The organism is Sorangium sp. So ce321 (genome assembly GCF_051530195.1).
GTDB lineage: Bacteria > Myxococcota_A > Polyangia > Polyangiales > Polyangiaceae > Sorangium.
Map to the genome: position 1 here is coordinate 13,031,627 of NZ_CP150329.1, position 26,111 is coordinate 13,057,737.

General features: G+C 74.3%; 20 protein-coding genes. 6 read left to right on the forward strand and 14 right to left on the reverse strand.

The annotated features are described in order from the left end of the window. Window positions 1–61: 61 nt before the first annotated feature. The 10 genes from WME89_RS48475 to WME89_RS48520 form a co-directional block, all read right to left on the reverse strand. Entirely contained in the window at window positions 62–976 is a 915-nt protein-coding gene (locus tag WME89_RS48475; protein ID WP_438006295.1) for a DMT family transporter, read from the reverse strand. 155 nt (window positions 977–1,131) lie between these two features. After that, window positions 1,132–2,814, reverse strand: a complete 1,683-nt coding sequence (locus WME89_RS48480) for an IgGFc-binding protein (protein WP_438006296.1) — start codon at window positions 2,812–2,814, stop codon at window positions 1,132–1,134. A 290-nt stretch (window positions 2,815–3,104) separates the two neighbouring features. Then, the gene (uvrA, locus tag WME89_RS48485) at window positions 3,105–6,188 is read right to left on the reverse strand and encodes an excinuclease ABC subunit UvrA (protein WP_438006297.1); all 3,084 of its coding nucleotides are present in this window, start codon (window positions 6,186–6,188) and stop codon (window positions 3,105–3,107) included. Window positions 6,189–6,326: 138 nt separating this feature from the next. Further along, window positions 6,327–7,145, reverse strand: a complete 819-nt coding sequence (locus tag WME89_RS48490) for a Stp1/IreP family PP2C-type Ser/Thr phosphatase (protein ID WP_438006298.1) — start codon at window positions 7,143–7,145, stop codon at window positions 6,327–6,329. 388 nt (window positions 7,146–7,533) lie between these two features. Continuing rightward, window positions 7,534–7,977 carry a hypothetical protein gene (locus tag WME89_RS48495; protein ID WP_438006299.1) on the reverse strand — a complete coding sequence of 148 codons (444 nt, stop codon included), beginning with the start codon at window positions 7,975–7,977 and terminating at the stop codon, window positions 7,534–7,536. A 13-nt stretch (window positions 7,978–7,990) separates the two neighbouring features. Then, complete coding sequence (locus tag WME89_RS48500) at window positions 7,991–9,289, reverse strand: DUF2894 domain-containing protein (RefSeq protein ID WP_438006300.1); 1,299 nt, start codon at window positions 9,287–9,289, stop codon at window positions 7,991–7,993. Continuing rightward, window positions 9,286–9,921 (reverse strand): OmpA family protein, encoded by a 636-nt coding sequence (locus WME89_RS48505; RefSeq protein WP_437621721.1) that lies wholly within the window; start codon window positions 9,919–9,921, stop codon window positions 9,286–9,288. The genes WME89_RS48500 and WME89_RS48505 overlap by 4 nt, the downstream gene beginning before the upstream one ends. Window positions 9,922–10,033: 112 nt before the next feature. After that, window positions 10,034–13,981, reverse strand: a complete 3,948-nt coding sequence (locus WME89_RS48510; protein ID WP_438006301.1) for a hypothetical protein — start codon at window positions 13,979–13,981, stop codon at window positions 10,034–10,036. Window positions 13,982–13,996: 15 nt separating this feature from the next. Further along, on the reverse strand, window positions 13,997–14,791 hold the full coding sequence (locus WME89_RS48515) for a hypothetical protein (RefSeq protein ID WP_438006302.1): 795 nt from the start codon (window positions 14,789–14,791) through the stop codon (window positions 13,997–13,999). Window positions 14,792–14,980: 189 nt separating this feature from the next. Beyond that, window positions 14,981–17,110: a prolyl oligopeptidase family serine peptidase gene (locus WME89_RS48520; protein ID WP_438006303.1), complete on the reverse strand. Its 2,130-nt coding sequence runs from the start codon at window positions 17,108–17,110 to the stop codon at window positions 14,981–14,983. Window positions 17,111–17,554: 444 nt separating this feature from the next. On the opposite strand from WME89_RS48520, the gene WME89_RS48525 reads away from it, so the two are divergent. Next, window positions 17,555–18,262, forward strand: a complete 708-nt coding sequence (locus tag WME89_RS48525) for a hypothetical protein (protein ID WP_438006304.1) — start codon at window positions 17,555–17,557, stop codon at window positions 18,260–18,262. Between the two features lie 110 nt (window positions 18,263–18,372). On the opposite strand, the gene WME89_RS48530 is transcribed toward WME89_RS48525, so the two are convergent. From WME89_RS48530 to WME89_RS48545, 4 genes are all read right to left on the reverse strand, one after another. Continuing rightward, a complete protein-coding gene (locus tag WME89_RS48530) occupies window positions 18,373–18,828 on the reverse strand; it encodes a hypothetical protein (protein ID WP_438006305.1) in 456 nt (151 codons plus the stop codon). Beyond that, complete coding sequence (locus tag WME89_RS48535; protein ID WP_438006306.1) at window positions 18,825–19,208, reverse strand: phage holin family protein; 384 nt, start codon at window positions 19,206–19,208, stop codon at window positions 18,825–18,827. Before WME89_RS48535 ends, WME89_RS48530 begins: the two co-directional genes overlap by 4 nt. Window positions 19,209–19,443: 235 nt before the next feature. Beyond that, on the reverse strand, window positions 19,444–20,328 hold the full coding sequence (prmC, locus tag WME89_RS48540) for a peptide chain release factor N(5)-glutamine methyltransferase (protein ID WP_438006307.1): 885 nt from the start codon (window positions 20,326–20,328) through the stop codon (window positions 19,444–19,446). Next, window positions 20,325–21,770, reverse strand: coding sequence for a phosphomannomutase/phosphoglucomutase (locus WME89_RS48545; protein ID WP_438006308.1), 1,446 nt, complete (start codon window positions 21,768–21,770; stop codon window positions 20,325–20,327). Before WME89_RS48545 ends, prmC begins: the two co-directional genes overlap by 4 nt. Before the next feature lie 211 nt (window positions 21,771–21,981). On the opposite strand from WME89_RS48545, the gene WME89_RS48550 reads away from it, so the two are divergent. The 5 genes from WME89_RS48550 to truA all read left to right on the forward strand — a co-directional run bounded on the left by WME89_RS48550 (window position 21,982) and on the right by truA (window position 25,962). Next, entirely contained in the window at window positions 21,982–23,097 is a 1,116-nt protein-coding gene (locus WME89_RS48550; RefSeq protein ID WP_438006309.1) for a hypothetical protein, read from the forward strand. 37 nt (window positions 23,098–23,134) lie between these two features. Further along, window positions 23,135–23,680, forward strand: a complete 546-nt coding sequence (gene rsmD, locus WME89_RS48555; protein WP_438006310.1) for a 16S rRNA (guanine(966)-N(2))-methyltransferase RsmD — start codon at window positions 23,135–23,137, stop codon at window positions 23,678–23,680. A gap of 238 nt (window positions 23,681–23,918) precedes the next feature. Next, window positions 23,919–24,521 (forward strand): AgmX/PglI C-terminal domain-containing protein, encoded by a 603-nt coding sequence (locus WME89_RS48560; RefSeq protein WP_438006311.1) that lies wholly within the window; start codon window positions 23,919–23,921, stop codon window positions 24,519–24,521. 10 nt (window positions 24,522–24,531) lie between these two features. Further along, a complete protein-coding gene (locus tag WME89_RS48565; protein ID WP_438006312.1) occupies window positions 24,532–24,972 on the forward strand; it encodes a hypothetical protein in 441 nt (146 codons plus the stop codon). Between the two features lie 21 nt (window positions 24,973–24,993). Then, window positions 24,994–25,962 carry a tRNA pseudouridine(38-40) synthase TruA gene (gene truA / locus WME89_RS48570; protein ID WP_438006313.1) on the forward strand — a complete coding sequence of 323 codons (969 nt, stop codon included), beginning with the start codon at window positions 24,994–24,996 and terminating at the stop codon, window positions 25,960–25,962. Window positions 25,963–26,111 lie beyond the last annotated feature (149 nt).

A 26,111-nucleotide genomic window follows, 5' to 3' on the forward strand; every position in this document is an offset into this window, starting at 1 on the left:
CACGCTTCCATCCTCTCTCGCGCCGTCGCGCGCGGGCGGATGGCCCCGCGACAGCGCCCCGTCAGCCTGCGCCCCGGGCCGCGGACAGGTTCGCTCCGAGGATGGCGACCGTGGCGCCGACGAGGATGACCGCCGCGCCCGCGATCTCGACGGCGGTGGGGATGGCGTCGAGCCAGAGGGCGCCGATGACGATCCCGCCCAGCGTCTCGCCGGGGGACACGAGCGCGACGATGGCGGGGGACATGCGGCGCGCCGCGGCCTGCACCGCTGTGTGGCCGATGAGGGTGGGGACGAGCGCGAGCGCGACGATGGCGACGACGGCGTGGGCCGGCGGCGGCGCGACGCCCTCGAGCGCGCCGGGCGCGGCGGGGAGCGCCGCCGCGAGGAAGAGCGCGGCGCTCGTGTAGACGAGCGCCGCGTAGCTCCGCGCCGGCAGGGCGTCGCGGAGCGCCCGAGCGAAGGAGACGTAGAGGCCGTAGAGGAGGGTGGCGCCGACGACCATGAGATCGCCGGAGAGCCGGTGATCGCCGGCGCCGGCGCCGCGCGCGATGATGACCGCGCCGGCGGTGGCGAGGAGCACGCCGGCCTGCTCGGCGCGCGTGGGGCGGACGCGGAAGAACACCCAGGCGCAGAGCACGACGGCGAGCGGCTCGAGCGAGATGAGCGAGAGCGCGGAGGCGAGGGAGGTGCGGTCGAGCCCCCAGAGGAAGAGCGCGAAGTGGACGGCGAGCAGGAGGCCCGCGCCCAGGACGGCGGCGCGCTGGCGCAGCGACAGGGCGGCGACGGAGCGGGCGAGCGAGCGCAGGTCGACCAGGGAGAGCGCCGCGGCGGCGAGGGCGACCCGGCCGAAGGCGATGAAGAGCGGGTGGACGGGGCGCGCGTACCGGGCGAGGGGGCCGCTCGCGGCGAAGGCGAGGCTGGCGAGGACGACGAAGAACGCCGCGCCCCGGGCCGTGACGCGCTGCCTGGACGCCATGCGGTGGTGCTAGGCCAGGCGACAGCGAAAGACAACCCGCGCGGCCCCGCCGGGCCGCCCGGGGTCAGCGCGGCGGCGGCGGCAGCGCGATGGCGGGATCAGCGCGGCGGCGGCGGCGGCGGCGCGATGGCGACGAGTATCGAGGGCGCCCGGGATCAGCGCGGCGGCGGCGGGGGCGGCGCGATGGCGACGAGGTTGAGGCCGCCCGGGTACTGGTAGCTCGTATAAGCGCCGTAGCCGATCACCTGGATGCCGACAGGGGCCGAGGCGGTCAGCACGTGAGCGCCGTTGTTGCCGCGCCCGAGCCGGACGCGCGCGACGCCGAAGCCGGAGCCGTTGCCGATCGGGGTCGGCTCGATGTCGACGGCGGCGCCGTCGAGCATGATCGTGGCGTCGACCGGCTGGATGACGTCGATGAAGCTCTCGTCATAGTCGCTCGGCGCGAGGAAGACGTACTTGGTGCGGTACTGCTCGACCGCGGTGGCGTGGCTCTGCGACGGGTCGCCCTTCTGGTCGGGACCGGTGTTGTCGCGGTCGACGATCGCCGCGCCCAGCATGAACGTGCTGACCGCGAACTCGTGGTCTCCCACGATCTCGAAATCCCTCCTCACCAGGCTGAGGTCGACGACCTGGCCAGCGTCGATCGTGGTCGGCGCACCGTCCGGCCGGCCGGAGGGATAGGTCAGCGCCGTGCCGTCGACGTTGCCATACAGGCGCACGATGTGGCCGAAGACCTCGCCGCCGGGCGAGGTAGGGACCGTGACGAAGTAGCGCTTGCCCAGCGTCTCGGCCGGGAACACCGACTCTTCGATGTGGTCGCAGGCCTGGGCGCCGATCGGCGACTGCACGCACGACATGCCCGTCAGCACCTGGACAGGGCTCGTCGCGGTGACGAGGCTGCCGCTCAGATCGCTGCTCGGACTCCCGAGGATCTCGACGACGTCGCCCCCGTCGAGCTCGACGGTGAAGCTACCGCCGCCGGGCGTCGCAGGGATGTCTCCGCCCGCGATCACCGCGCCGCCCTGGGCGACGTTCACCGTGACGCTGGTGCCGTCCTGGATGCCGGTGATGACCATGTAGCCGCCCATCTGCGCTTCCTTCCAGCCCTGCTGACCGGTGATGCGATAGTTCCCGGTCATCGCGGTGCTGGGCAGGAGCAGCGAGGCGTCGTTGGTGAACGAGAAGCAGCCGTAGGTGATCCCGCTGGAAGGGCACGACCCGAGGCCCGGACAGGAAGACCAGTCCTTCCCGTCCGGGCCTCCAGCGCCCTTGTACTCGAGGGCGTTGAATTGATAGACAGTGACCGGCCTGGTCGAGACGAGGTGGTAGGCGCCGCCGTCCACGCGAACGGAGCTGCTGAGCGACTTGCCCGAGGCGCACGCGGTGGCGTCGGGCCCCTTCAGCTCGGAGACCCAGGGCAGGTAGATCTTGGTCAGGCTGTTGGGCTGGACCTCGGCGTGCGCCACCGCGGCGCCGTCGCGCGTCACCTCGACCTCGGCCACCTCGTCGCCGGCGTTCGCGACGACGACCGCGTAATCGAAGATCGACCAGACGATGTTCGCGGTGACCGTGGGCCAGAACTCGCAGCCGATGTAGGACTTGCTCGCGGCCGCCTCCGCGCACGTCTTCGGGTCGCCCAGGAGCTCGGGGGCGTCGCCGCCGCCGCTGCCGGAGCCGGTGCCGGCGCCGAGATCGTCCTCGATCCCGCCGCCCGTGGCGGTCGATCCGCTGTTGCCTGAGCCCCCGCCGCTGCTCGCGCTTCCAGGACCCGAAGAGCCAGCTCCAGGAGGCGCCGATGTACCGCTGGCGGAGCACGCGACCGCGGAGACGGCGCCCACCCACAGTCCTAGACCTAGAAATAGAGAGTGCTTCGAGATCTGCATGGGCCCTCCCCGTCGACGGACTTCGAGCACAGGGGCCTGTGCGACAGCCCGACTGGCATGGGAAATCACGGTGATTTGCTGAAGTGGCTGGTAGGGTGCTTACGCACTCGAGGACACGATGGTGTCCATTGATCCCGGCTACGCGCTTTTGTATCGCGATGCAAGCACGGCGAACAAATCTGCCACGGGCGTTAATCGTGAAAACTGGGGAGATCCCGAATCTCGGGACGCCATTGCAGGCGTGATCACACCGAGGCCGGCGCCTGGAGGCGCGGGGACGGACGGCGCGCGCTCAGCAGGGGGCGCAGGAACTGCCCCGTATACGAGCGCGCCTCCTTGGCGACGTCCTCTGGCGCCCCCTCGGCGATGACCTGGCCGCCGCCGGCGCCGCCCTCGGGGCCGAGATCGATCACCCAGTCGGCGCACTTGATGACATCGAGGCTGTGCTCGATGACCACCACGGTGTTGCCCGCCTCGACCAGCCGGTGGAGCACGCCGAGGAGCTTGCGGATGTCCTCGAAATGCAGGCCCGTCGTCGGCTCGTCGAGCACGTAGAGCGTGCGCCCCGTCTGGCTCTTGCCGAGCTCGCGGCTCAGCTTCACGCGCTGCGCCTCGCCGCCGCTCATCGTCGGCGCGCTCTGGCCGATCTTCATGTACCCGAGGCCTACCTCGACCAGCGTGTCGAGCACGCGCCGCAGCGCGACGTGGTGCTCGAAGAGCTGCACGCAGTCCTCGATGCTCGTGTCGAGGATATCGGCGATGCTCTTGCCCTTGTACCGCACCGCGAGCGTCTGCGCGCTGTACCGCTTGCCGGCGCACACCTCGCAAGGGACGTAGACGTCGGCGAGGAAGTGCATCTCCACCTTCACCATGCCGTCGCCGCTGCACGACTCGCAGCGCCCGCCCTTCACGTTGAAGCTGAACCGCCCCGGACCATAGCCCCGCGCGCGCGACTCCGGCAGCTCGGCGAAGATGTCGCGGATCTGGTCGAACGCCTTCGTGTACGTCCCCGGGTTCGACCGCGGCGTGCGGCCGATCGGCTTCTGGTCGATCGCGATCACCTTGTCGAGCGCCTTGAGCCCCTTGATGGCGCGGTGCGCGCCGACCGGCTCGGTGCTGTTGTGCAGCGCCCGGCCCAGCGCCGGGAGGAGGATGCCGTTCACGAGCGAGCTCTTGCCGGCGCCGCTCACCCCCGTCACCGCGAGCAGCACCCCGAGCGGGAACCGGACGTCGATGTTCCTGAGGTTGTGCTCGGAAGCGCCCTGGATCTCGAGCCACCCGCGCGGCGCGCGCCGCGACGCCGGCAGCTCGATGCGCGCGCGCCCGGACAGGTAGGCGCCGGTCACGCTCTCGGGGTGGCGCTCGATCTCCTCGGGCGTCCCCGCCGCCATCACCCGGCCGCCGAGGTGCCCCGCCCCGGGGCCGAAGTCCACCACGTAATCGGCGGCACGGATCGTCTCCTCGTCGTGCTCCACCACCAGCACCGTGTTGCCGAGATCCCGGAGGCGCCGGAGCGTCTCGATGAGGCGCTGGTTGTCGCGCTGGTGCAGGCCGATGCTCGGCTCGTCGAGCACGTACATCACCCCGGAGAGCTCGCTCCCGAGCTGGCTCGCGAGCCGGATGCGCTGCGCCTCGCCGCCGCTCAGCGTCGGCCCGGAGCGGTCGAGCGTGAGGTACTCGAGGCCGACGTTCAGGAGGAAGCTTAGCCGGCTCGTGATCTCCCGGCGCACGCCCTCGGTGATCTTCTGCCGGTTGCCCGGGAGCTCCAGCCGGGCGAAATGCTCGAATGCGTCCTTCACCGTCATCGCGGTGACGTCGGCGATGCCCCTGTCCGCGACGCGCACGGCGAGCGACTCCGGGCGCATCCGCCGGGAGCCGCAGGCGTCGCACGGCCGCTCGCTCATGAACTTGCGGTAAGCGTCCCGCGCCGACTCGGACGACGACTGCTGGAACCTGCGCATCAGGCTGGGGATCACGCCCTCGAAGCGCATGCCCCAGGTGCCGTGCGTCTCGGTCCCCTCCTTCCCCCAGGTCACCGCGATGCGCTTGCCCGAGAGGCCGTGGAGCACCATCTCCTGCTTCTTCGCCCCGAGCTTGCGCCAGGGCACGTCGAGGTCGACGGAGCACGCCTTGGCCACGGCGTCGATGATGCGGAACGTCCAGCCCTCGCCGCGCGACATGGCCGACGCCCAGGGGGCGATGGCGCCCTCCCGGATCGACAGCGCGGGGTCGGGGATCACGAGGTCGGGATCGATCTCCAGGCGGGTGCCGAGGCCGTTGCAGGCGCCGCACATGCCGAGCGGGCTGTTGAACGAGAAGCTCTGCGGCGACAGCTCGGGGAAGCTCTGGCCGCAGCAGGAGCGCGCGGCGCTGAACAGCAGCGGGGCGGCCGGGCGGCGCTTGCGCGCGGCCGCGCCGTCGTCGCCCTGGAGCTCGACCCGGAGCTCGCCGCGCCCCTCCTGGAGCGCGAGCTCGACGCCCTCGGTGATGCGCTGGCGCTCGTCCGCCCGCACGGCCAGCCGGTCCACCACGAGGGCGATGGTGTGCTTGAGCTTCTTGTCGAGGCGCGGCACCTCGTCGAGCCGGTGCTGCGCCCCGTCGATCTCGACCCGCACGAAGCCGCGGCCCCGGAGCTCCTCGAAGAGGTCCTTGAACTCCCCCTTCCGGTGCGTCACGAGCGGCGCGAGCAGCACGAACTTCGTCCCCTCGGGCATCGCGAGGAGCTCCTCGACGATCTGCTCGGAGCTCTGCGCCTTCACCGGCTTGCCGCAGAGATGGCAATGCTGCTCGCCGGCGCGCGCGTAGAGCACGCGCAGGTAATCGTAGACCTCCGTGATCGTGCCGACCGTGGAGCGCGGGTTGCTCGAGGCGCTCTTCTGCTCGATCGCAATCGTCGGCGACAGCCCGCGCAGGTGCTCGACCTGGGGGCGCTCGAGCTGACCCAGGAACTGACGCGCGTAAGAGCTCAGCGTCTCGACGTAACGCCGCTGCCCCTCGGCGTAGAGCGTATCAAACGCCAGGCTCGATTTGCCCGAGCCGCTCACCCCCGTGAACACGACGAGCTTGCGCTTCGGCACCTCGAGCCGGTCGATGCGGAGGTTGTGCTCGCGCGACCCGAGCACCTCGATGAAATCGGGCTCGCGCGCCGCCTCGAGGAGCTTGAGCGCCGGCCGGTGCTCCGCCGGCTCGAGCTCCGGCGCGGCCGCGCCGGCCGGCCCGGCGCGGCGCGCGCTCGAGGCGCCGCGCTTGCCTGCGCCGGACGCCACCGCGCTCCGGGAGGTGGATGTCGTGGAGTGCGGCTGTGGTGATCCGTTCGTTCGCGCGCCCATCGAGATTCCCCACCGGCATTAACACGATGGCGCGCTGTCCGGCAGTTGATGTTTTATGGAAAAGAGGGCAAGCAGCGCGCAATGCGCGCTCGGGCACAGTGTCATCGAGGCGCGCAGCGCGGCGCTCGATCGCGCAGCTCAGCGCCTGGGCGCGCCGTCGGGAGCGGCGCGCCAGCGGGCGACAACGCAGGTGACGTTATCGGGGCCGCCGTTCTCGTTGGCGCGCTTCACCAGCCGCGCCGCGATCTCGCCTGGCTCGATGCGCTCCTCGAGGATACTTGCGATATCTTGCGCCGAGACAACGCCGGACAGGCCGTCCGAGCAGAGCAGCAGGACGTCGCCGCTCTCGATGGCGTCGATCCGCGTCTCGACCTCGACCGCCTCGTCGGTGCCGAGCGCGCGGGTGATCACGTGCTGGAGCGGGAACGAGCTGGCCTGCTCGGGGAGGAGGTGGCCGAGCCGGATGCACTCGTTGACGAGCGAGTGATCCCGGGTGAGCTGCTCGAGGCGGTGATCGCGGAGGCGGTAGACGCGGCTGTCGCCCACGTGCGCGATGGCGACGAAGCCGTCGCGCGCGAGCGCGGCCGCGAACGTGGTGCCCATCCCGCGCTTCTCCCGGTCGCGCCGCGCCGCGGAGAAGATGCGGCCGTTCGCGAGCTGGATGCCCGCGACGAGCAGCGGCAAGCCCTGGTCGACGTAGCGGGCGTCCGAGCCCCGCACCGTGGCCGGACCGACGCTGACCGCGACAGGCCAGGTGGACTCCGGATCGTCGAAGAAGTCGCGCACCGTGTCGATCGCCATCCGCGACGCGACCTCCCCGGCGGCGCGCCCGCCCATGCCGTCGGCGACGAGGAACAGCCCGCGCGGCTCGAGGATGGCGAAGCTGTCCTCGTTCGTGTCGCGGACCATGCCGGGGTGGCTGATCCCCGCGGCTTCAAAGACGAGGTGACGCTGCACGGCGCTTCCCCCCAGCCTGCTCGCAGGCACGCTCTGGCGAACTGCCGACCGACGGGCGCGCATGTTCCGTCATCCACACCCTTCCGGCGCCCGGATCGAACCGATCGCGCAGTACAGGACGCTTCGTCTGCTCATGGTGCTGCCCGCTCCGATGCTCGTAGCGAGCCTACGCGCCAAGGATCGGTCGCGTCCACCAGATCAGGCCTCGGGCCGCGCCCGCCCGCGGCCGTCCACGCGCTGCCTGGCGGTCGTGCGGGCTGCGCGCGCGTTGCCGCTCCGTTTCGACCGTCCGGCGTCGCGGCGGGCTCCGGGAGGTGTCTGGCGGGGCAGCGGGCGGCGCTGGCGGGCCGCCGGGCCGGCCGGAGCGCCCCGGCGCGCGGCGGGCTCGTCAAGGGACCGCGAACCGCTCGGCGCCGCCGCCGGAGCAAGCGCTCAGGGCGAAGCCGAACCGGTCCTCGGTGCCCTCCTGCGCGATGCGCTCGAGGTTGCGGCAGGAATGGCGGAACACGCCCTTCAGCGCGTACCGATCCTTGCTGTCCACGACGACCACGACGCCCGTGACCGTGACCTCGAGGCGGTAGGTCACGGGGTCGCCCTCGATGGTGTACCGGGTGGTCGTGAACTCGGACGGCTCGCGGGTCCTGTACGCTTGCCAGATGCACTCGCGCGCCGCGCTGTTGTAGCCGTCGCCGCGCCTGACGACCTCGGTGCCGCACTGCTTGAGCGGCGGCGTCTCAGGCCCGCTCTGCACCTTCTCGGGCGCGGACGAGCAAGAGCTGGCGAGCAGGAGGAGCGCGAGGGCAGCGAGGGATCGGCCTGGCGAGCGAGGCATGGGGACTACTTACCTAACGCGATCCACGGAAAAGGGATTCTTTTTTTCGGGCGGGCCGGCGGCGGGCGCCGGCGTCGCCGCTGTCCCGCACGTTCGGTGTGTCGCGCGCGCGCCGCGGGGCGGATTTCTTCCGGGTGGGCTTCTCTGGTTGCGGCTCGAGCGCGGCGGCCAGGGCGCCGAGGTCCTGGAGGCTGGCCACGAGCGCGCGCAGGTAGTGCTCCGAGAGCCGCTCGGCCGCGCAGAGCGCCCGGGAGGCGAGCACCTGGGCGTTGTAGGGGCCGGCGTCCTCCGGGACGTTGTCGGCGGCCCGCGCGACCGCGAGCGTGGCGCGGGCGCTGACCAGCGACTCGTGGAACAGCGCCGTGGACAGGGCGTTGCTGAGCGCCTGGGCTTGCCGCTTCACCCGGCGCTCGACGACGTCGCCGTCGCACGGGAGCGCCGCGAGGCCGCGCGCGAGCGGCTCGGGCAGGCGCACGTCGCGCGCCGCCGCCTCGCCGCGCAGGCGCGCGAGCGCGGGGACGGCGGTCTTCTGCCGCTCGACGGCGAGCGCGCGCAGGCGCCGGCGGGCGGCCCGTACGACGGCCGGGAGCTCGCCGAGCGCGAGCGCCTGGGCGAGCGCGCCGTCGTCGGGGACGCCGGCGGCGGCGAGGGCGAGGAGCTGGGCCTCGGCGTCGGCGCGCGCGCGGTGGAAGGCGACCTCGAGCGCCGTGAGCCGCGCGGAGGCGCGGGCGGCGAGGTGAGCGGCGGCGGCGCCGTCGAGGGCGCGGGCGCGCTCGAGGAGCGCCTCGACGAAGCGGTGGCTGGCCGGGTCGAAGCGGTGGGCGCCGGCAGCCTGGAGGGCGGCGAGGCGCGCCGCGGGCGACCCGGGCTGGGGGGCCGCGGGGGATGACCCGGGTTGGGGGACGGCCGCGGCGGATGACCCGGGTTGGGGGACGGCCGCGGATGACCCGGGTTGAGGGACGGCCGCCGACCGGGGTTGGGGGACGGCCGCGGATGACCCGGGTTGAGGGACGGCCGCCGACCGGGGTTGGGGGACGGCCGCGGATGACCCGGGTTGAGGGACGGCCGCCGACCGGGGTTGGGGGACGGCCGCGGATGACCCGGGTTGGGGGACGGCCGCGGATGACCCGGGTTGAGGGACGGCCGCGGATGACCCAGGTCGCGGGTCCACCGACCCAGGTTGAGCAGCGGCCGCCGACCGGGGTTGAGGTGGACGACCCGACCGGGGTTGAGGTGACCGGGGTTGAGGTGACCGCCGCTGGTGCTCGTCAGGCTCGGCAGGGAGCGGCGAAACATCCAACGTGGACGTCATTTTGGCGCGCCCCGCCGCGGGATGGGCGAGATCTCGACCCGGCGGTTCTTCGCCCGGTTCTCGCTCGTGTCGTTGGGCGCCACCGGGTGCCGCTCGCCGAAGCCGGCCGCGAAAAGCGCCGTATCGGGGACGCCGGCCGCGGCGAGCGCGCGCGTCACCGTCAGCGCCCGCTGCGCCGACAGCTCCCAGTTGTCGGCATAACCGCGGGAAGAGCTCGTGAGCGGGCGGTCGTCCGTGAAACCGCTCACCATGATGAGCTCGTCATGGTGCTCGAGGTACGCCTTGAGCGGATCGGCCAGCGCGCGGAGCAACGCGACGCCGTCCGGCTGCAGCTCGGCGGAGTTGAGCTCGAACAGGATGCTGCCGCGGATCCCGATGCGCCCCTCGGTCAGGGTGATCCTCCCCTCGGCGAGCGGCCCGGCCAGGGCCCGCTCGAGCGACTCCAGGCGCGAGCGCTCCGCCGCGCGGGTGGCGCGCTCGGCGGCGAGGTCGCGGGTCAGGTCGACCTGGAACGAGATCGCCCAGACGAAAAAGAGCACGAAGAGGCCGAAGAGGCAGGCCATGAGGTCGCCGAAGACCGGCCAGACCGCCGCCTGCTCGGGCGCGTCGTCCTCGGCCGGCATCAGGGACATCGGCGAGCCCTCGCAGGAAAAGGCAGGGGCATCGCGGCGCGCTCGCAGGCTGCCGCTGAACTGATGCCCGCCGGAAGCGAGCAGCCATGAGGCGGCGGCGACGAGCGGCGCATCAGCTCGTCCTGCTCCTCAGCGCCCGCAGCTCGGCGAAGAGCTCGCGCTGGAACTGCAGCGAATGGTCGAAGACCTCGCGGGTCTGGTCGAGGTAGGCGCCGAGGAGGTCCGCCGCCTCGCCGTGCTCGCGGCGCTCGATCGCGTCCTCGATGGCACCCAGGCTGTTCAGCCAGCGATCGCTGGCGTCACGGTAACGGTCGACCGCGACGGTGAACATCTCGGCCACGGCCGTCATCTCGGCGCCGCCGGCCCGCACCAGATCCGAGGCCTCGCGCACCACCGCCGCGGTCGCCGCGAGGCTCTCGCCCAGGCCGCGCGCGTGAGCGCTCAGCCGCTCGGCGAGCCCGTCGGCCGCCTCCCGCCGCGCCCCGTCCAGCCGCTCCTCGAACGCCACAAGCCGCGCCGCCTGCTCCGCCAGAAGCGACCGCGCCGCCTCCCCCAGCGCCACGACGCGCGCCTCGGCCCGCGCCTCACGCTCCGCCGCGCTCCGCTCCGTCGACTCCGCCAGCGCAGCCACCCGCTCGGCCTGCTCCCGCGCGCTGCCGGCCATCCCCGCCGTCGCCTCCGACAGCTTCTCCAGCAGCGCGTCCAGCCTCGCGTCCCGCGCAGCGTCCGCCTCCGCCCGCGCCGTCAGCCGCTCCGACGCCTCCGCGATCAGCCGCGCCGCCGCCTCCGGCGCCGCCTGCGCCGCCCGCGCCGCCTCCGTCAGCGGCGCCGCCAATGCCTCGCCCAGCGCCGTCAGGTGCGCCGCCCGCGCCGCGTCCAGCTCCGCCTGCCGCTCCGCCGCCTCGACCAGCCGCGCCGCCTGCGCCGCGTCCAGCTCCGCCTGCCGCGCCGCTTGCGCCGCGTCCAGCTCCGCCTGCCGCTCCGCCCGCGCCCGCTCCAGCTCCGCCTGCCGCGCCGCCGCCTCGACCAGCCGCGCCGCCTGCGCCGCGTCCAGCGCCGTCAGGTGCGCCGCTCGCGCCGCGTCCAGCTCCGCATGCCGCGCCGCCACCTCGGACAGCCGCTCCGCCTGCGCACGCTCCAGCCGCTCGATCGCCTCGCTCACCACCGCAGACAGCCGCTCCGCCTGCCCCTCCAGCCGCGACGCCGACTCGGTCTCGAGCTCGCGCCGCCGCGCCGAAGCCTCCCGATCGAGCCGCTCGAAGCGCTTCGCCGCACCCTCCTCCAGCCGCTCCAGCCGCGACGCCACGCCCCCCTCCAGCCGCTCGAGGCTCTCGCCCAGGCCGCGCGCGTGAACGCTCAGCCGCTCGGCGAGCCCGTCGGCCGCCTCCCGCCGCGCCCCGTCCAGCCGCTCCTCGAACGCCACAAGCCGCGCCGCCTGCTCCGCCAGAAGCGACCGCGCCGCCTCCCCCAGCGCCACGACGCGCGCCTCGGCCCGCGCCTCACGCTCCGTCGCGCTCCGCTCCGTCGACTCTGCCAGCGCAGCCACCCGCTCGGCCTGCTCCCGCGCGCTGCCGGCCATCCCCGCCGTCGTCTCCGACAGCTTCTCCAGCAGCGCGTCCAGCCTCGCGTCCCGCGCAGCGTCCGCCTCCGCCCGCGCCGTCAGCCGCTCCGATGCCTCCGCGATCAGCCGCGCCGCCGCCTCCGGCGCCGCCTGCGCCGCCCGCGCCGCCTCCGTCAGCGGCGCCGCAAGCGCCTCGCCCAGCGCCGTCAGGTGCGCCGCCCGCGCCGCGTCCAGCGCCGCCTGCCGCGCCGCTTGCGCCGCGTCCAGCTCCGCCTGCCGCTCCGCCCGCGCCCGCTCCAGCTCCGCCTGCCGCGCCGCCGCCTCGACCAGCCGCGCCGCCTGCGCCGCGTCCAGCGCCGTCAGGTGCGCCGCTCGCGCCGCGTCCAGCTCCGCCTGCCGCGCCGCCGCCTCGACCAGCCGCGCCTCCTGCGCACGCTCCAGCCGCTCGATCGCCTCGCTCACCACCGCAGACAGCCGCTCCGCCTGCCCCTCCAGCCGCGACGCCGACTCGGTCTCGAGCTCGCGCCGCCGCGCCGAAGCCTCCCGATCGAGCCGCTCGAAGCGCTTCGCCGCACCCTCCTCCAGCCGCTCCAGCCGCGACGCCACGCCCCCCTCCAGCCGCTCGAGGCTCTCGCCCAGGCCGCGCGCGTGAACGCTCAGCCGCTCGGCGAGCCCGTCAGCCGCCTCCCGCCGCGCCCCGTCCAGCCGCTCCTCGAACGCCACAAGCCGCGCCGCCTGCTCCGCCAGAAGCGACCGCGCCGCCTCCCCCAGCGCCACGACGCGCGCCTCGGCCCGCGCCTCACGCTCCGCCGCGCTCCGCTCCGTCGACTCCGCCAGCGCAGCCACCCGCTCGGCCTGCTCCCGCGCGCTGCCGGCCATCCCCGCCGTCGTCTCCGACAGCTTCTCCAGCAGCGCGTCCAGCCTCGCGTCCCGCGCAGCGTCCGCCTCCGCCCGCGCCGTCAGCCGCTCCGATGCCTCCGCGATCAGCCGCGCCGCCGCCTCCGGCGCCGCCTGCGCCGCCCGCGCCGCCTCCGTCAGCGGCGCCGCCAATGCCTCGCCCAGCGCCGTCAGGTGCGCCGCCCGCGCCGCGTCCAGCTCCGCCTGCCGCGCCGCCGCCTCGACCAGCCGCGCCGCCTGCGCCGCGTCCAGCGCCGTCAGGTGCGCCGCCCGCGCCGCGTCCAGCTCCGCCTGCCGCGCCGCCGCCTCGACCAGCCGCGCCGCCTGCGCCGCATCCAGCTCCGCCTGCCGCTCCGCCCGCGCCCGCTCCAGCTCCGCCTGCCGCGCCGCCGCCTCGACCAGCCGCGCCGCCTGCGCCGCATCCAGCTCCGCCTGGCGCGCCTCTCTCGCCGCGTCCAGCGCCGCCTGCCGCTCCGCCCGCGCCCGCTCCAGCTCCGCCTGCCGCGCCGCCGCCTCGACCAGCCGCGCCGTCTGCGCCCGCTCCAGCCGCTCGACCGCCTCGCTCACCACCGCGGACAGCCGCTCCGCTTGCCCCTCCAGCCGCGACGCCGACGCGACGTCCGCCTCGCGCCGCGCGCGCGCCTCCTCGTCGAGGCGCCGCTCGACCGCCTGCAGCGCGCCGCCCGCGGCCGCGCCGGCGCGCTCCACCGCCTCGGCGAGGAGCGGCCGCACCACGCCGGCCGCGACGTCGGCCGTCTGCCGGAGGCCCGCCGCGATGTCGCCGCGGACGCCGGCGGCTGCCTCCGCGAACGACGCGGCGGTCTGGCGCGCGCCCTCGACCTGGACGGCGAGCAGCCGCTCCTCGAGGCGCTCGAGCCGGGTGGTGGCCTCGCGCAGCGACGACGCCGCCGCCGGGAGCGCGTCGCCCTGGCGCGCGAGCGACTCCAGCGCGGCGAGCTGCCGCCCGGTGACAGTGAGCGCCGCGAGCGGGCCCGCCGCGTAGGCCTGGAGCGCAGCCGCGGCCCCGGCCTCGGCGCGGCGCACGAGCACGACGCCGAGCCCGAGCATCCCCGACGCCGACACGCCCGCCGCCGAGGTGCCGAACGCGCGCGACAACCCCTGCATCGGCGCGGCCAGGCTCTCCCGCAGCGCGTCGACGTCGGCGCTCAGGGTCAGCGCCTCGCGCGCCCCCCGCAGCGTCTCGAACAGGCCGAGGAACGTGCCGAGCAGCCCGATCATCACGAGCAGGCCGACGAGGTACGACGCGAACGTCGCGCTGGCCGGGAGCAGCGACACGCCGGCGATGCGCGCCTCGAGCAGCGACCGGAGCGGCGCGCTGCTCTGCTCGACCGCCGCGCGCGTCGCCGGCCGCGGCAGCGCGGCGAGCTCGCGCCCGAGCCGCGCCGCCCGCCCCGCGCGCACGAACAGCTCGAGCGTGCCGAGCGCGAGCCCGAGCGCGATCAGCAGCACGAGCCGGTACGCGAGCGGGTCCGACCCGCGGTAGACGACCGCCGCCCGCCCCACCAGCGCGAGGCCGATCCCCCCGGTGAGGAGCACCAGGAGCCGCGTCGTCCACTGCCGCGCCGTCGCGAGCCACATCATCGAGGCCCCCGGGGGCTACGCCGACGCGCCCGCGGCGGCGGCCCCGTCGACCAGCGCGAGCAGCCGGCCCGCCTCGTGCGCGAGCGCCGCCTGGACCACGAGCTCCATGCGCTGGAGCTCCCGCCCGAGCCACTGCTCCGGGGCGAACCAGCCCGCGACGTGCTCGATCCCGGCCCCCTCCGGCAGCGCGCCGACGGCCGAACGGAGGCCGCGCGCGAAGGCGCGCGCGAGGCCGGGGAGGAGCTCGGCGAGCGCGCGCTCGCGCCGCTTCTGGGTGGCGGCGGAGATCGCCGCGTCGAGCCGCTCGAGCCGCGCCGCGTCCGGGCCGAGCGCCCGCAGCGACGGCGCGAGCTCCTCTCGCAGCGCGCGCGTCTCCGTCCGGATGCGGTTGAGGACGCGGGACGCGAGCTCGCCGAAAGGCTCCCAGAGCTGGCCGGCCGCGGACGCGAGCGCGCGGGCGGGGCGCGCGGGCAGCACCCCGGTCTGCTCGAGCGTGGCGAGCACCGCCGCGGCGTCGGGCAGCTTGTTCCGCCGGTGGAAAGGGGCGGCGAACACGTGATCGAGCGCCTCCGCGAGCTCGCCGAGGCGCTCGGCGGCGAGCGCCCGGACCTCGGCGCGCGCGCCCTCGGCCGCGGCCGAGGGCGGCGCGGCGGGGCGGTCGAGCAGCGAGAGCTCGCGCGCGAGCGAGACGCTCCCGTGCAGGTCCATCAGCCCGGCCAGGACCGCCGCCGGGTCGGACAGCTCCGCGAGCGGCGCGCGCGGCCCCTCCGCGAGCGCCGAGACGGCGGTCGCGAGGGGGCGCGAGGTCAAAGGCCCGGGCCGCGAGGACCCGGCTCCGGGGTGAAGCATTCGCACAGCGGCGCGTTGTTACCCGTCGCGGCGCGGAGCCGCAAGCCTGTCCGTCGCGCCGCCCGCGCCTCCACCTCGCGGCTCACGCCGGCTCGACCCCGGGCGTGCACGTTTTCACCTCGCGCACCGCGCGGCTCGCGCCTCACTGGATCATTTGATCGCGGGCGCCTGCGCGCTCGTGGCCCACATCGCGAAGGAGATCTGGTCGGCGCCCTTCTCGACGGCCGCCTTGATGAGGTCCGCGCCCCCGTGCCCGGCGTTGCGCTCGATGCGGAGCAGGACCGGGCCGCCCGCGCTCGCCGCCTGGAGGGCGGCGGCGAACTTGCGCGCGTGCATCGGATCCACACGATCGTCGCTGTCGGCCGACAGGAGGAGCACGGCCGGATACCTCGTCCCGGGCCTGACGTGGTGATAGGGGGAGTACGCGTGAAGCGCCTTGAACTGCGCTGGATCGTCGGCAGACCCATACTCGCTGATCCACGTCTTGCCAGAGCCGAACAGGTGGTATCGCACCATGTCGAGCAGGGGGACGCCGCAGACGGCGGCCCTGAACAGCTCCGGCCGCTGGGTGAGCGCGGCGCCGACGAGCAGGCCGCCGTTCGAGCCGCCCTGGATGACGAGCCGCTCGGGCCGCGTGTACCCCTCGCGGACCAGGTGCTCCGCGGCGCCGATGAAGTCGTCGAAGACGTTCTGCTTCTTGAGCAGCATCCCGTCCCGGTGCCACGCCTCGCCGTACTCGCCGCCGCCGCGCAGGTTCGCCACCGCGTACACGCCGCCCCGCTCGAGCCAGGGATACATCGAGGCCGTGAACGAGGGGGTCTGCGAGATCTGGAACCCTCCGTAGCCGTAGAGCAGCGCGCGGGAGCTCCCGTCCTTCTTCATGTCCTTGCGGCGGACGATGAACATCGAGATCTTCGTGCCATCTCTGGACGTGAAGAACGTCTGCTCGACGGTGAACGCCGACGGATCGACGGGGACCTCGGTGCGCGTGTAGAGCGCGGTCTCACCGGTCCTGATCGAGGTCGCGTAGATCTCCTGCGGCGAGGTAAACGACTCGAACGAGAAATACGCCTCGTCCTCGTCGGGCAGCCCGGACGGGCCGCCCACGGTGCCGATGCCGGGCAGCGGGACCTCGCGGACCAGCCTGCCGTCGAGCGCGCGCACCTCGACCCGGCTCGAGGCGTCCTTGAGATAGCTCAGCGCGAGGTGCCCGCCGACGACGGAGACGCTGTCGAGCGTGGCGTCCGGGCGCTCCGGGACGATCTCCTTCCACGCGGCGCGCTCGGGCCTGTCCGGGTCGACCTCGAAGAGGCGGTAATGCGGCGCGCCCTCGTCGGTGTGGACATAGAACCGGTCCTTGTAGACCTCGACGCTGTAATGAGCGTCGCGCCCGACGGCGAGCGGCCTGTCCGCCGCCTGCCCGCCCGGCCTGCGGAGATCGCGAAAGTAGACGTCCGTCGACGTCCACCCGTGGGCCACGGTGAGCACGAGGAAGCGGCCGTCCTTCGAGACGCTCGCGTTGAGGAACGTCCTGGGGTCGCCCGTCCTGCCGCGCACGACGCGATCCTGCCGCGGATCCTGGCCGAGCCGGTGGAAGCGCACCTCCGCGTAACCGGGCCGATCGGCGACCGGGATCGACGGGTCGGTGGGGAGCCAGACGTAGTAAAAGCCGTCGCCCGAGGGCGTCCACGACGCGTACGCGTACTTGCCCCCTTCGATGACGTCCACGTCGGAGCGCTTGCCGGAGGCTACATCCATCACATGGAGTGTCGCCTCGTCGGAGTTGTTCTTCTGGACCTTGTAAGCGACGTTCTTGCCATCCCAGGACACCTCCCAGCCGCCCAGCGAGACGCTGCCATCGTCAGACCAGCTGTTCGGGTCGAGCAGGACGCGCTCCTCGCCGCCCTTTCCCTCCTTCCAGTAGACGATCGACTTCTCCTTCGTCGCGTGCCTGCGGCTCACGAAGTACCGGCCCCGCCGGTGGCGCGGCGCGGAGACCGCATCGATGTAGAAGAGCTGCTTGAGCCTTGACGCGATCGCCTCGCGCTCGGGGAGCCGCGAGAGCTCGGCGCGCGTGAACGCGTCCTGAGCCCGCATCCACTCCTTCACCTCCGGCGCGTCGCCGTCCTCGAGCCAGCGATACGGGTCGGTGATCTCGACCCCATACAGGGCGTATTTCACCGGAACGGCGCGGGTGGGCGGGTACGCGGGGCGGCTGGGGTCAGCGGGGGTGGACGCGGCGCTTGTCGCGCCAGGGAGCAACGAGGAGCTTGCGGTCATGGTAGGGCCCGTTCGGTGTGCCTCGGCACCTCCACAGGCGCCAGCGAGAACCGCCGCGAGGAGCAGGCTGGGAGAGGCCTTCATGGGATGACGAGCATACCGTGCCCGGACGAGAGGGGCAGGCGAGTTCGCGGCCCGCTCGACCGCCGCGCTCCTCAGGCGCGGCGGCGCGGCGAGGCTCCGGTGAGAACATGCGCTGCCGCCGCCGGCCAGGGGCGTGAGAGCGTGTGGCGGCCCCCGGATCTCCCATGGATCGACGTCAACCGATCTTCCTGTCCTGTCCCGACATGCGGTCCGTCGCCGGCCTCCATGGACCGGCTGTATCGAGGGGGCGCTCGGGCGCTCGCGCGGCGCCGCCGCGAGGGGCCCGGCGGCGTGTCGCCCGGGAAAGGCCACCGGATTGCGGTGCCGGCGGCCCCCGGCATCGTATAGGAAAGGGAGCCCATGGCGACGTGTCTCCACCTCCGGCGCGCGGCCGCGCTGCCGGCGCTCCTCGGCCTCGGCCTGCTCCATTCGACCGCGGCGGCGCAGCAGACGGCGGCCGACGGCGCGGACCCGCAGCCTGCCGTTGACGCGCCCGCGATCGATCCGCTGTTCTCGCCAAGGCGACTGACGCGGCGCAGCGGGTTCACCGCAGGGATCGCCGGAGGCCTGGCGCTCGGGAGCGCCGCCGGCTACCCGAACGACGTCCAGAAGATAGGATTCCAGCGTCACTATACGGAGACAGGCGTCGGGATCGGCGGGGGCGGCTACGTCTGGCTCGGCGGCGTGCTCGCGGACTGGCTCACGTTCGGCCTCGCCAGCGGCGGGCACAGCCTGATCGCCGCGGATCACGCCGCCCTGGCGGGCGGGGTCATGTTTCACACCGAGGTCTTCCCCCTCTTCTCGCTCGGAGAGCGCTGGAGAGAGGTGGGCGTCATCCTCGACGCCGGCGCCGGCGTGGCCTATACGACCGCGGACGCCGACAGCGACACCGACGTCATCGACGGCGCCCTCCCCGCCCGCATCGGAGGCGGCGTGTTCTACGAGGGGATCCGGCTCTGGAAGGTGTCGATGGGGCCGTGGCTCTACGCCGATTACACATGGAGCACGTCGGTGCGCCAGCCAGGGTTCTACCTGGGCTGGCGCACCGCCCTCTACACCGGCCCCTGAGCCGCGCCGGCGCTCGCGCCGATCGCCGCCAGCGCCCCCGCTCCCGGTGGTCGACGCCGCTCAGGCGCGGACGCTGGCGGCGCCGCTCAGGCGCAGCCCGGCGGCGCCGCTCAGGCGCGGAGCTCCGGCGGCCGCCGCGACGGCGCCCCGCGGCCCGCCGTCGTCAGCGTGAGCCGGATGCCGCGCCGGATGAGCTGCATCGCCGCGAAATACACCGCGCCGACCAGGATCTTGCGGCCGATCTCGCGGGGCACGCTCGGCTTGCCGCGCGGCGCCACCCAGTCAGGGTGCCGCCAGAACCGGACGAGCGCCCGGACGCGCTCGGCCCGCAGCCGCGCGGCGCGCGCGCGCGCCTCCTGGATCAGCGCGATCACCGCCGCGCCCCCCATGACCGCGATCATGATCCCCCCCGTGACCACCTCGGCGCCGTGCCGGCGCACCTGGGTCCGCACGTCGAGGAGCGCGTGGCGCCGCTGATCGATCGCCTCGATCGTGTGCAGCAGCCGATCGCGCAGCTCGTCCGCCTTGCGCTCGAACTCCTCGCGCTGACCGTTCAGCCCCCTCATACGACGCGCTCCCGGACCAGACGGACATCCGACCCGAGGCGACCCCGGGTCCGCTCCAGCGGCCTCTTCGGTACGCGCCCGTAGCCGACGACGCCCACGACGACGGCCAGGACGACGAGCCCGAGCCCCATCAGCAGCGCCGGCAGCGGCCCCGGCGAGATCGCCAGCGCGATCGCGACGAGCACCAGCGCGACCCCGAGCAGCGCCGCGGCGGCCGCCGCGCCGAGCGCGACGCCCGACGTCTTCGCCTGCGAGATCTCCTGGTTGATCTCGTCGCGCGCCAGCGCGACCTCGACCTCTATCAGCTGCCGGGCCTCGACGATCGCCTCCTTCACGAGGTCCGTCGTCGAGCTCTCGGGCCTGGGATCCACCTGCCTCATGGGACACCTCTCCGCCTCGGGGTGAACGCGCTCGGAGAGCGGAGCAGGCGACCGCCGGCGCCCCCGGGACGTCGCGGAGCCCCCCGCCACCGACCGCGCCACGCGGTGCATACGGCACGCCAGCCCCATCCTCGCGGAGGCGCGCGCGCGCTGCGCGTCCGCCGGCCGGCCTCCGCGCGGCGCGCGTCGACCTCGCGCGGCGCGCAGGCCTGGGCGCGCGGCGCGCAGCGGGCGCTCAGGGCAGGACGCCGGAGACGACCCGCTCGTGCCCGCCGTAGTCGAGGTTCCTCGCGACCTCGACGAACCCCGCCGCGGCGAGCAGCTCGGCGACGGCGCCCGCCTTGCCTGCCTCGACCTCCAGGGCGAGCGCGCCGCCGCGGGCGAGCCACGCCGGCGCGCCAGCGACGATCCGGCGCGTGAACGAGAGCCCGTCGGCGCCGCCCGCGAGCGCGAGGTGCGGCTCGTAGCCGCGGATGTCGATCTGCAGCGCGGCCACGTCCTCGTCCGGGATGTACGGCGGGTTCGCGGTGATGAGATCGAAGCGGAGGCCGGGCGGCACGCCGGCGAAGAGATCCGCGCGCAGGAACCCCGCGTTGACGGCGCCGAGGCGGAGCGCGTTCTCGCGGGCGACGGCGAGCGCGCCGTCCGAGATGTCGACGCCGAGCACGCGGCCGGTGGGCCGCTCGCACGCGAGGCTGACCGCGACGCAGCCGGACCCGGTGCACAGATCGAGCACGCGCGCGGAGAGCGCGAGGTGCCTCGTCCGGGCGAGGCCGACCTCGACGAGGATCTCGGTGTCGGGGCGCGGGATGAGCACGCGCGGATCGACGCGGAACGGGCGACCGTAGAACTCCCGCACACCGAGCAGGTAGGCGACCGGCTCGCCGGCGCGCCGGCGCTGGTGCAGCGCCCGGTAGGCCGCGAGCTCGGCCCGGTCGAGCGGCCGCTCGCCGTCGATGAGCAGCCCGACGCGGTCGAGGCCCAGCACCTTGCCGAGCAGGAGCTCGGCGTCGAGGCGCGCCGAGGAAGCGCCGCGCTTCTTCAGGTCGCCCGAGGCCCAGGCGATCACGCGGCGGATCGTCCAGGCTTCGTTCTGCGGATCGACGTCGGGCTTGGTCACGGGACGGCGGCGGCGAGGGAGTCGCGGACAGCCGCGGAGACGACGGCCTCGACCTCGGCGCGGACGGCGTCGCGGTCCACGACGGAGCGGGCCTCGAACCGCAGCACGAGGATCGGGCCGGTGTTCGACGCGCGGCAGAGCCCCCACGCCCCGCCGCCGAAATCGATGCGCGCGCCGTCGATGTCGACCACCGGGCGGACGCGACGGAAGTGCTCGGTCACGCGGCGGACGACCTCGAACTTCACGTCGTCGGGACAGTCGACCCGGATCTCGGGGGTGGCGAACGTCTCGGGGACGTCCGCGAGCAGCTCGCCGATGGGCCGCCGCGCCGCGGCCACGATCTCGAGCAGGCGGACCGACGCGTAGACGGCGTCGTCGAACCCGAACCACCGGTCGGCGAAGAACATGTGCCCGCTCATCTCGCCGGCGAGCAAGGCGCCCTCCTCTTTCATCCTGGTCTTGATCAGCGAGTGCCCCGTCTTCCAGAGGATGGGGCGCCCGCCGCGCGCGGCAATGTCCGCGTAGAGGGTCTCGGAGCACTTCACCTCGCCGAGCACCGCCGAGCCAGGGCGCTCGGCGAGGAGCGACCGCGCGAAGAGGATCAGCAGCTTGTCCCCCCAGAGCACCTCGCCGCGCTCGTCGACCACGCCGATCCGGTCGCCGTCGCCGTCCCAGGCGATGCCGAGCGAGGCGCCGGTCGCGAGCACGCGGGCGCGGAGCGCCTCGAGGTTCTCGGGGACGGTCGGGTCCGGGTGGTGGTTCGGGAAGAGGCCGTCGATGTCGCAGAAGAGCGCGTCCGGCGCGAAGCCGAGCGCCTGGAGCGTGCGGAGGCCGAGCGGGCCGGCCGCGCCGTTGCCGGCGTCGATCACGAAGCGGACGTCGGTGCCCGGAAGGCGCGACGCCGCGCGCACGGCGGCGATGTAGTCGGCCGCGAGGTCGACCTCGGTGAGCGCGCCATTCGCCGTCGCCGCCGTCGCCGCCGTCGCCGCCGCCGCCGTCGCGCCGCTGCCGGCGCCCTCCTCGATGAGGTCGGCGAGCGCCTGGATGTCCTTGCCGAAGAAGGAAGCCTTGCCGCGCATGAGCTTGAACCCGTTGTCCGGCCCCGGGTTGTGGCTCGCCGTGATCATGATCGCGCCGTCGGCGTGGAGGTGGTGCGCCGCGAAGTAGAGCAGCGGCGTCGGCCCGACGCCGGCCGAGATCACGTCGGCGCCGCCGGCGAGCAGGCCGTCGGTCAGCGCGCGGAACAGCCGGTCGCTCGAGAGGCGTCCGTCGCGGCAGACCGCGACCCGCGGCCGGGCCCCACGCGGCGCCCCGGCGGCGAGCTCGCGGGCGAGGAGCAGGGCGAACGCGGCGCCGAGCTCGGCGGCGAGCTCGTTCGTGAGGTCGCGCTCGGCGACGCCGCGGATGTCGTACTCGCGAAAGATGTGTCGGGGGACCTTCATGGACCGGTGCGGAGCGCGCCGGGCGCCCGCGCTGCAGCGCGGGCGAGCGCTGAGGACGCTCTGACACAGCGCACTCGGTGGGTGAAACGAAAAACGCCGCGCGCGGAGCGCAGGCTCACGGATTGCGTTCCCGGCCGTCGGCCGGGTAACTTTGGCGCGTGGAGCCCAGCACCGCATGATGAAGCGCGCACAGAGAACCGGTCTCTCAACCATGCTGGCCCTCTCCGCCTTCTTCGCCTGCGCCGGCGCCGCGCGGGCGGCGGAGCCGTCGCCCGCGGCCTTGCCGATCACCGTCATCGCCCTGCGCACCGACGACGCCTACGACCAGGCGGACGCCCTGACCAAGGCGCTCCGGTCCGCCATCAAGAACACCCAGGGGTGGTCGGTCGGCGAGGGGGATTTCTCGCTGGAGGTCCTGACGCTCTCCCTGCAGTGCGAGGACGTGCCCGACGCGGCCTGTCAGTCCCGCATCGCCGACCACATCAAGAGCGACCGCTACCTCTGGGGCGTTCTCAAGAAGAACGACGTCAACGTCGAGGGCGCGCTGCACCTCTGGACCCGCGGCAAGCCGGAGGCGAGCCTGCCGGTGAAGTACAGCGCGAACCTCACCGAGGCCAACGACGAGCCGCTCCGGAAGATCGCGACGGACGCGCTCGCGACGCTGACCGGGGGGCCGCCGATGGGGGCGCTCCGCGTGCGCACGGGCGCCGCGCAGGCGAGCGTGCTCATCGACGGAAAGCCGGCCGGCACGGTGCAGCGGGGCGAGGGCGTCTTCACGGTCACGGCCGGGCCGCACAAGGTGCTCGTCAAGTCGACCGGCTTCCTCGACGCCGAGGCGTCGGTCGTGGCCCTGCCCATCGCGACAACGGACATCGCGCTCAGCCAAATGCCCTCCGAGTCGCCGTCGTCCAACTGGAAGCGGGTGGGCGGGTTCATCGGGCTCGGCGCCGGGGCGGCGTTCGGGACCGTGGCCGTCATCAGCTCGATCCAGGTCGCGAGCATCCAGAGCGACGCGAAGTACGAGGCCTATCGAGGGCTGTTCGACACGGGGGTCGAGGACGTCTGCGCGCCCAAGCAGCGCGAGTCGGTCCTGGGCACGGTCGGCAGCGACGGCAGGACGGCCGACGCCGGCATCGAGCTCTGCGAGCGGGCGGACACGTTCATGACGCTCCAGTACGTCTTCTACCCGCTGGCGGCGATCTCGGCGGGCCTCGGCGCCTACCTGCTCGTGACGAGCGACAGCCGGGCCGGGGAGCGCACCGGCTGGACGGTGCAGCCCAGCGTCGGCATCGGCGCGGGCAGCCTCGACGTGACGTACCGCTGGTGAGCCGCGCCGCGCTGCCCGCGGCGACGCGGGGACGACCATGCGGGTGATCGCCGGCCGGCTCGGCGGGCGGCGGCTCGCGGCGCCGCGCGGCGAGGGCACGCGGCCGACCGCGGACCGGGTGCGCGAGGCGCTCTTCTCCTCGCTCGGCGACGTCGCCGGCGCGCTCGTCTGCGACCTCTACGCCGGCACCGGCGCGCTCGGCATCGAGGCGCTCTCGCGCGGCGCGCGCCGCGCTGTCTTCGTCGAGAGCGGCCGGCCCGCGCTCGCCACGATCCGCGAGAACCTCGCCGCGCTCGGCCTCGACGAGGCGGCGCGCGTCGTCCCCCTCCCGGTCGAGCGCGCGCTCGAGCTGCTCCGCGACGAGGGTCCGTTCGACCTCGCCCTGCTCGATCCGCCCTACGCCGCCCTGGCCAAGGCCGCCGCCGCGGCCGCGCGCCTCGCCGGGCCCCTCGGCTTGCTCGCCCCGGCCGGGCGCCTCGTCCTCGAGCACGCGCGGCGCGATCCGTCCCCAGAGATCGCCGGGCTCACCTGCGCTTCGGTCCGCACCTACGGCGACACCGCCGTGTCGTTCTACACGCGCTGAGCAGCCACCTACACGGGCCGAGCAGCCAGCCGCCTGCGCGCGCCGAGCAGCCCACCCGCGCGGGCCCGCCGTGTTCATCCGGGGCGCATCCAGTTTCCTGGCGCGCTTCCCTGTCCGCCCTTGTAGACTCGCCCCCCGCCGGGACGCGCCCGCGTTCCGGCTCCGGCGCACGAAGGCCCCGTCGAGACGGCCGGGCCCCGTGCGCCTCTCCGGGAGGACTTCTCACGTGTCCGCATCGATGCCCCCGTCATCTCAGCAGATCCCGGGAAAATCCGGCAATTCTGGTATCTACGTCGCAGGCATGGTCGTCCTCGCCGCGCTCATGGCCGGCCTGCTCTACTGGAAGCTGCGCCCCGAACCGGAAGCGTCCCCGGCGCCCACGGTCGCGGCGCCCGCCGAGACCAAGCCGGCCGAGCCGCCGCCGCTCTTCGCGCCGCCGCCGCCGCCGCCGGTCGACGAGGTCGAGGACGCCGGCGCGGACGCCGGCAAGGTCGCGTCGGGCCAGGGCCCGGGCACGACGGGCAAGTCGCCCTGCTCCGCCAAGTGCGGCGACGGCGTGGGCTCGCCCGCGCTCGACTCCGCCGTCCTCGGGCTCGCTCGCTCGGCGCAGGGTTGTTATAACCGCGCGCTGCGCACCTCGGAGGTCTCCGGCAAGCTGACGGTGAGCGTGCAGGTCGCCTCGACAGGCGCGGTGTGCGGCGCCTCGATCCTCAACGACACGGTGGGATCGGGCGAGATTGCGTCTTGCGTCCTGGGACGTTTCCGCGGCAAATCACTGCCTCCGCCGCAGAGCGGATGCGTCGTGGTGAACGTTCCGATCAACTTCACCATCAAGCAATAGGAAGCAGCCGATGCGAACGCTCCCCCTCCGGATGGCCAGCCTGCTCCTCCTCGCGCTCTCGCCGCTCGCGCTGCAGAGCGCCGCGTGCCGCGCAGAGGAGGGGACGACACCGCTCTGCAACGACAACCTCGATTCCACGCAGGGGATCGTGAACGACCCGGAGGGGTGCTATCAGCTCCCGTACTGCGTGGTGAACGGCGCGCGGTCGGCCCCCGAGGAGTGCTGCAAGAACGCGGAGGGCCTCGTCAACCCGGAGTGCGCCCGGGGGTACGCGTCCCTCACCTCCTCGGCGAGCACGACGTCGGGCACCGGCGGCGCGGGCGGCGCGGGCGGCGCCACGGGCACCGGGGGCGCGGGCGGCGCCACGGGCACCGGCGGCGCAGGCGGCGCCACGGGCAGCGGTGGCGCAGGCGCCGGCGGCTCTGCCGGCGACGGGGGGAGCGGCGGCTAGGCCGCGCGCGCCCATCGTGCCGTGCCGAGGTTAGCCGCGTCCAGCCGCGGGATCCTGCTCTCGGTCGCCTATGATGGGCGTCCGTTCGCCGGCTTCGCCCGCCAGCGCGATCAGCGCACGGTCTCGGGGGAGCTGCTCGGCGCGCTGCGCGCCATCGACCCGGCCATCCGCGAGATCCGCGGCGCGAGCCGCACCGACGCGGGCGTCCACGCGCGCGACCAGCGCGTCGCCTTCGACACGGCGGCGCCGCTGCCCACGCGCGGCTGGGTCCTCGCGACGGCGCGCCACCTCCCGGACGAGATCGTGATCCGGCGCGCCGCCGTCGTGCGCGTCGGGTTCTCGCCGCGCTTCGAGAGCCTCCGCAAGCGCTACCGCTACCTGATCCTGCGCGATCTGGTCCGCGATCCGTTCCTCAGCCGGCGCGCCTGGCGCGTCGAGGGGCTCACGGACGACGCGATCGAGCGGGCGCGCGCCGAGGCGGCGACGGCGCGGGGCACCCACGACTTCGCCGCGTTCCGGACGAGCGCGGACGAGCGGACCACCACGGTGCGCACGCTGTACGGCGTCGAGGTGTCGCTCGACCCCGCGGACCCGCGCCTCGTGCGGATCGACGTCGACGGGAACGCGTTCCTGCACAACATGGTGCGCATCCTGGTCGGCACGCTGATGGACGTGGCGCGCGGCCACCTCGAGCCCGGCGCGATCGCCCGCGCGCTGGCGTCGCGAGACAGGCGCGACGCCGGGATCACGGCGCCGCCGGATGGGCTCTACCTCGAGCACATCCACCTGCGCGACGACGGCCAGGATGCCTGGCCCACCGGGCCGTCGACCGGGCTTCCGGCGGACGACGCGGCGCCGGCGGAGCCCGGCTCCGACGCCGGCGCGGACCTTCTGCCCGACGCCGGCGCGGACCTTCTGCCCGACGCCGGCGCGGACCTTCTGCCCGAGACCGACCCCGAGGCCGGCGCGGACCTTCTGCCCAAGCCGTGATCGGCGCGGTATTCCGCGCGCCGGGAGTTGCGTCAGCGCCGGGGCGCGGCGTTGTACGCGGCGCTCAAGCGCTGACCCGCGCCCGGGCGGCCCCCGCCAGAAAATCCGACGCGGACAAATGGACTGTCCGCGCGCGCCTTGGTAGTCAC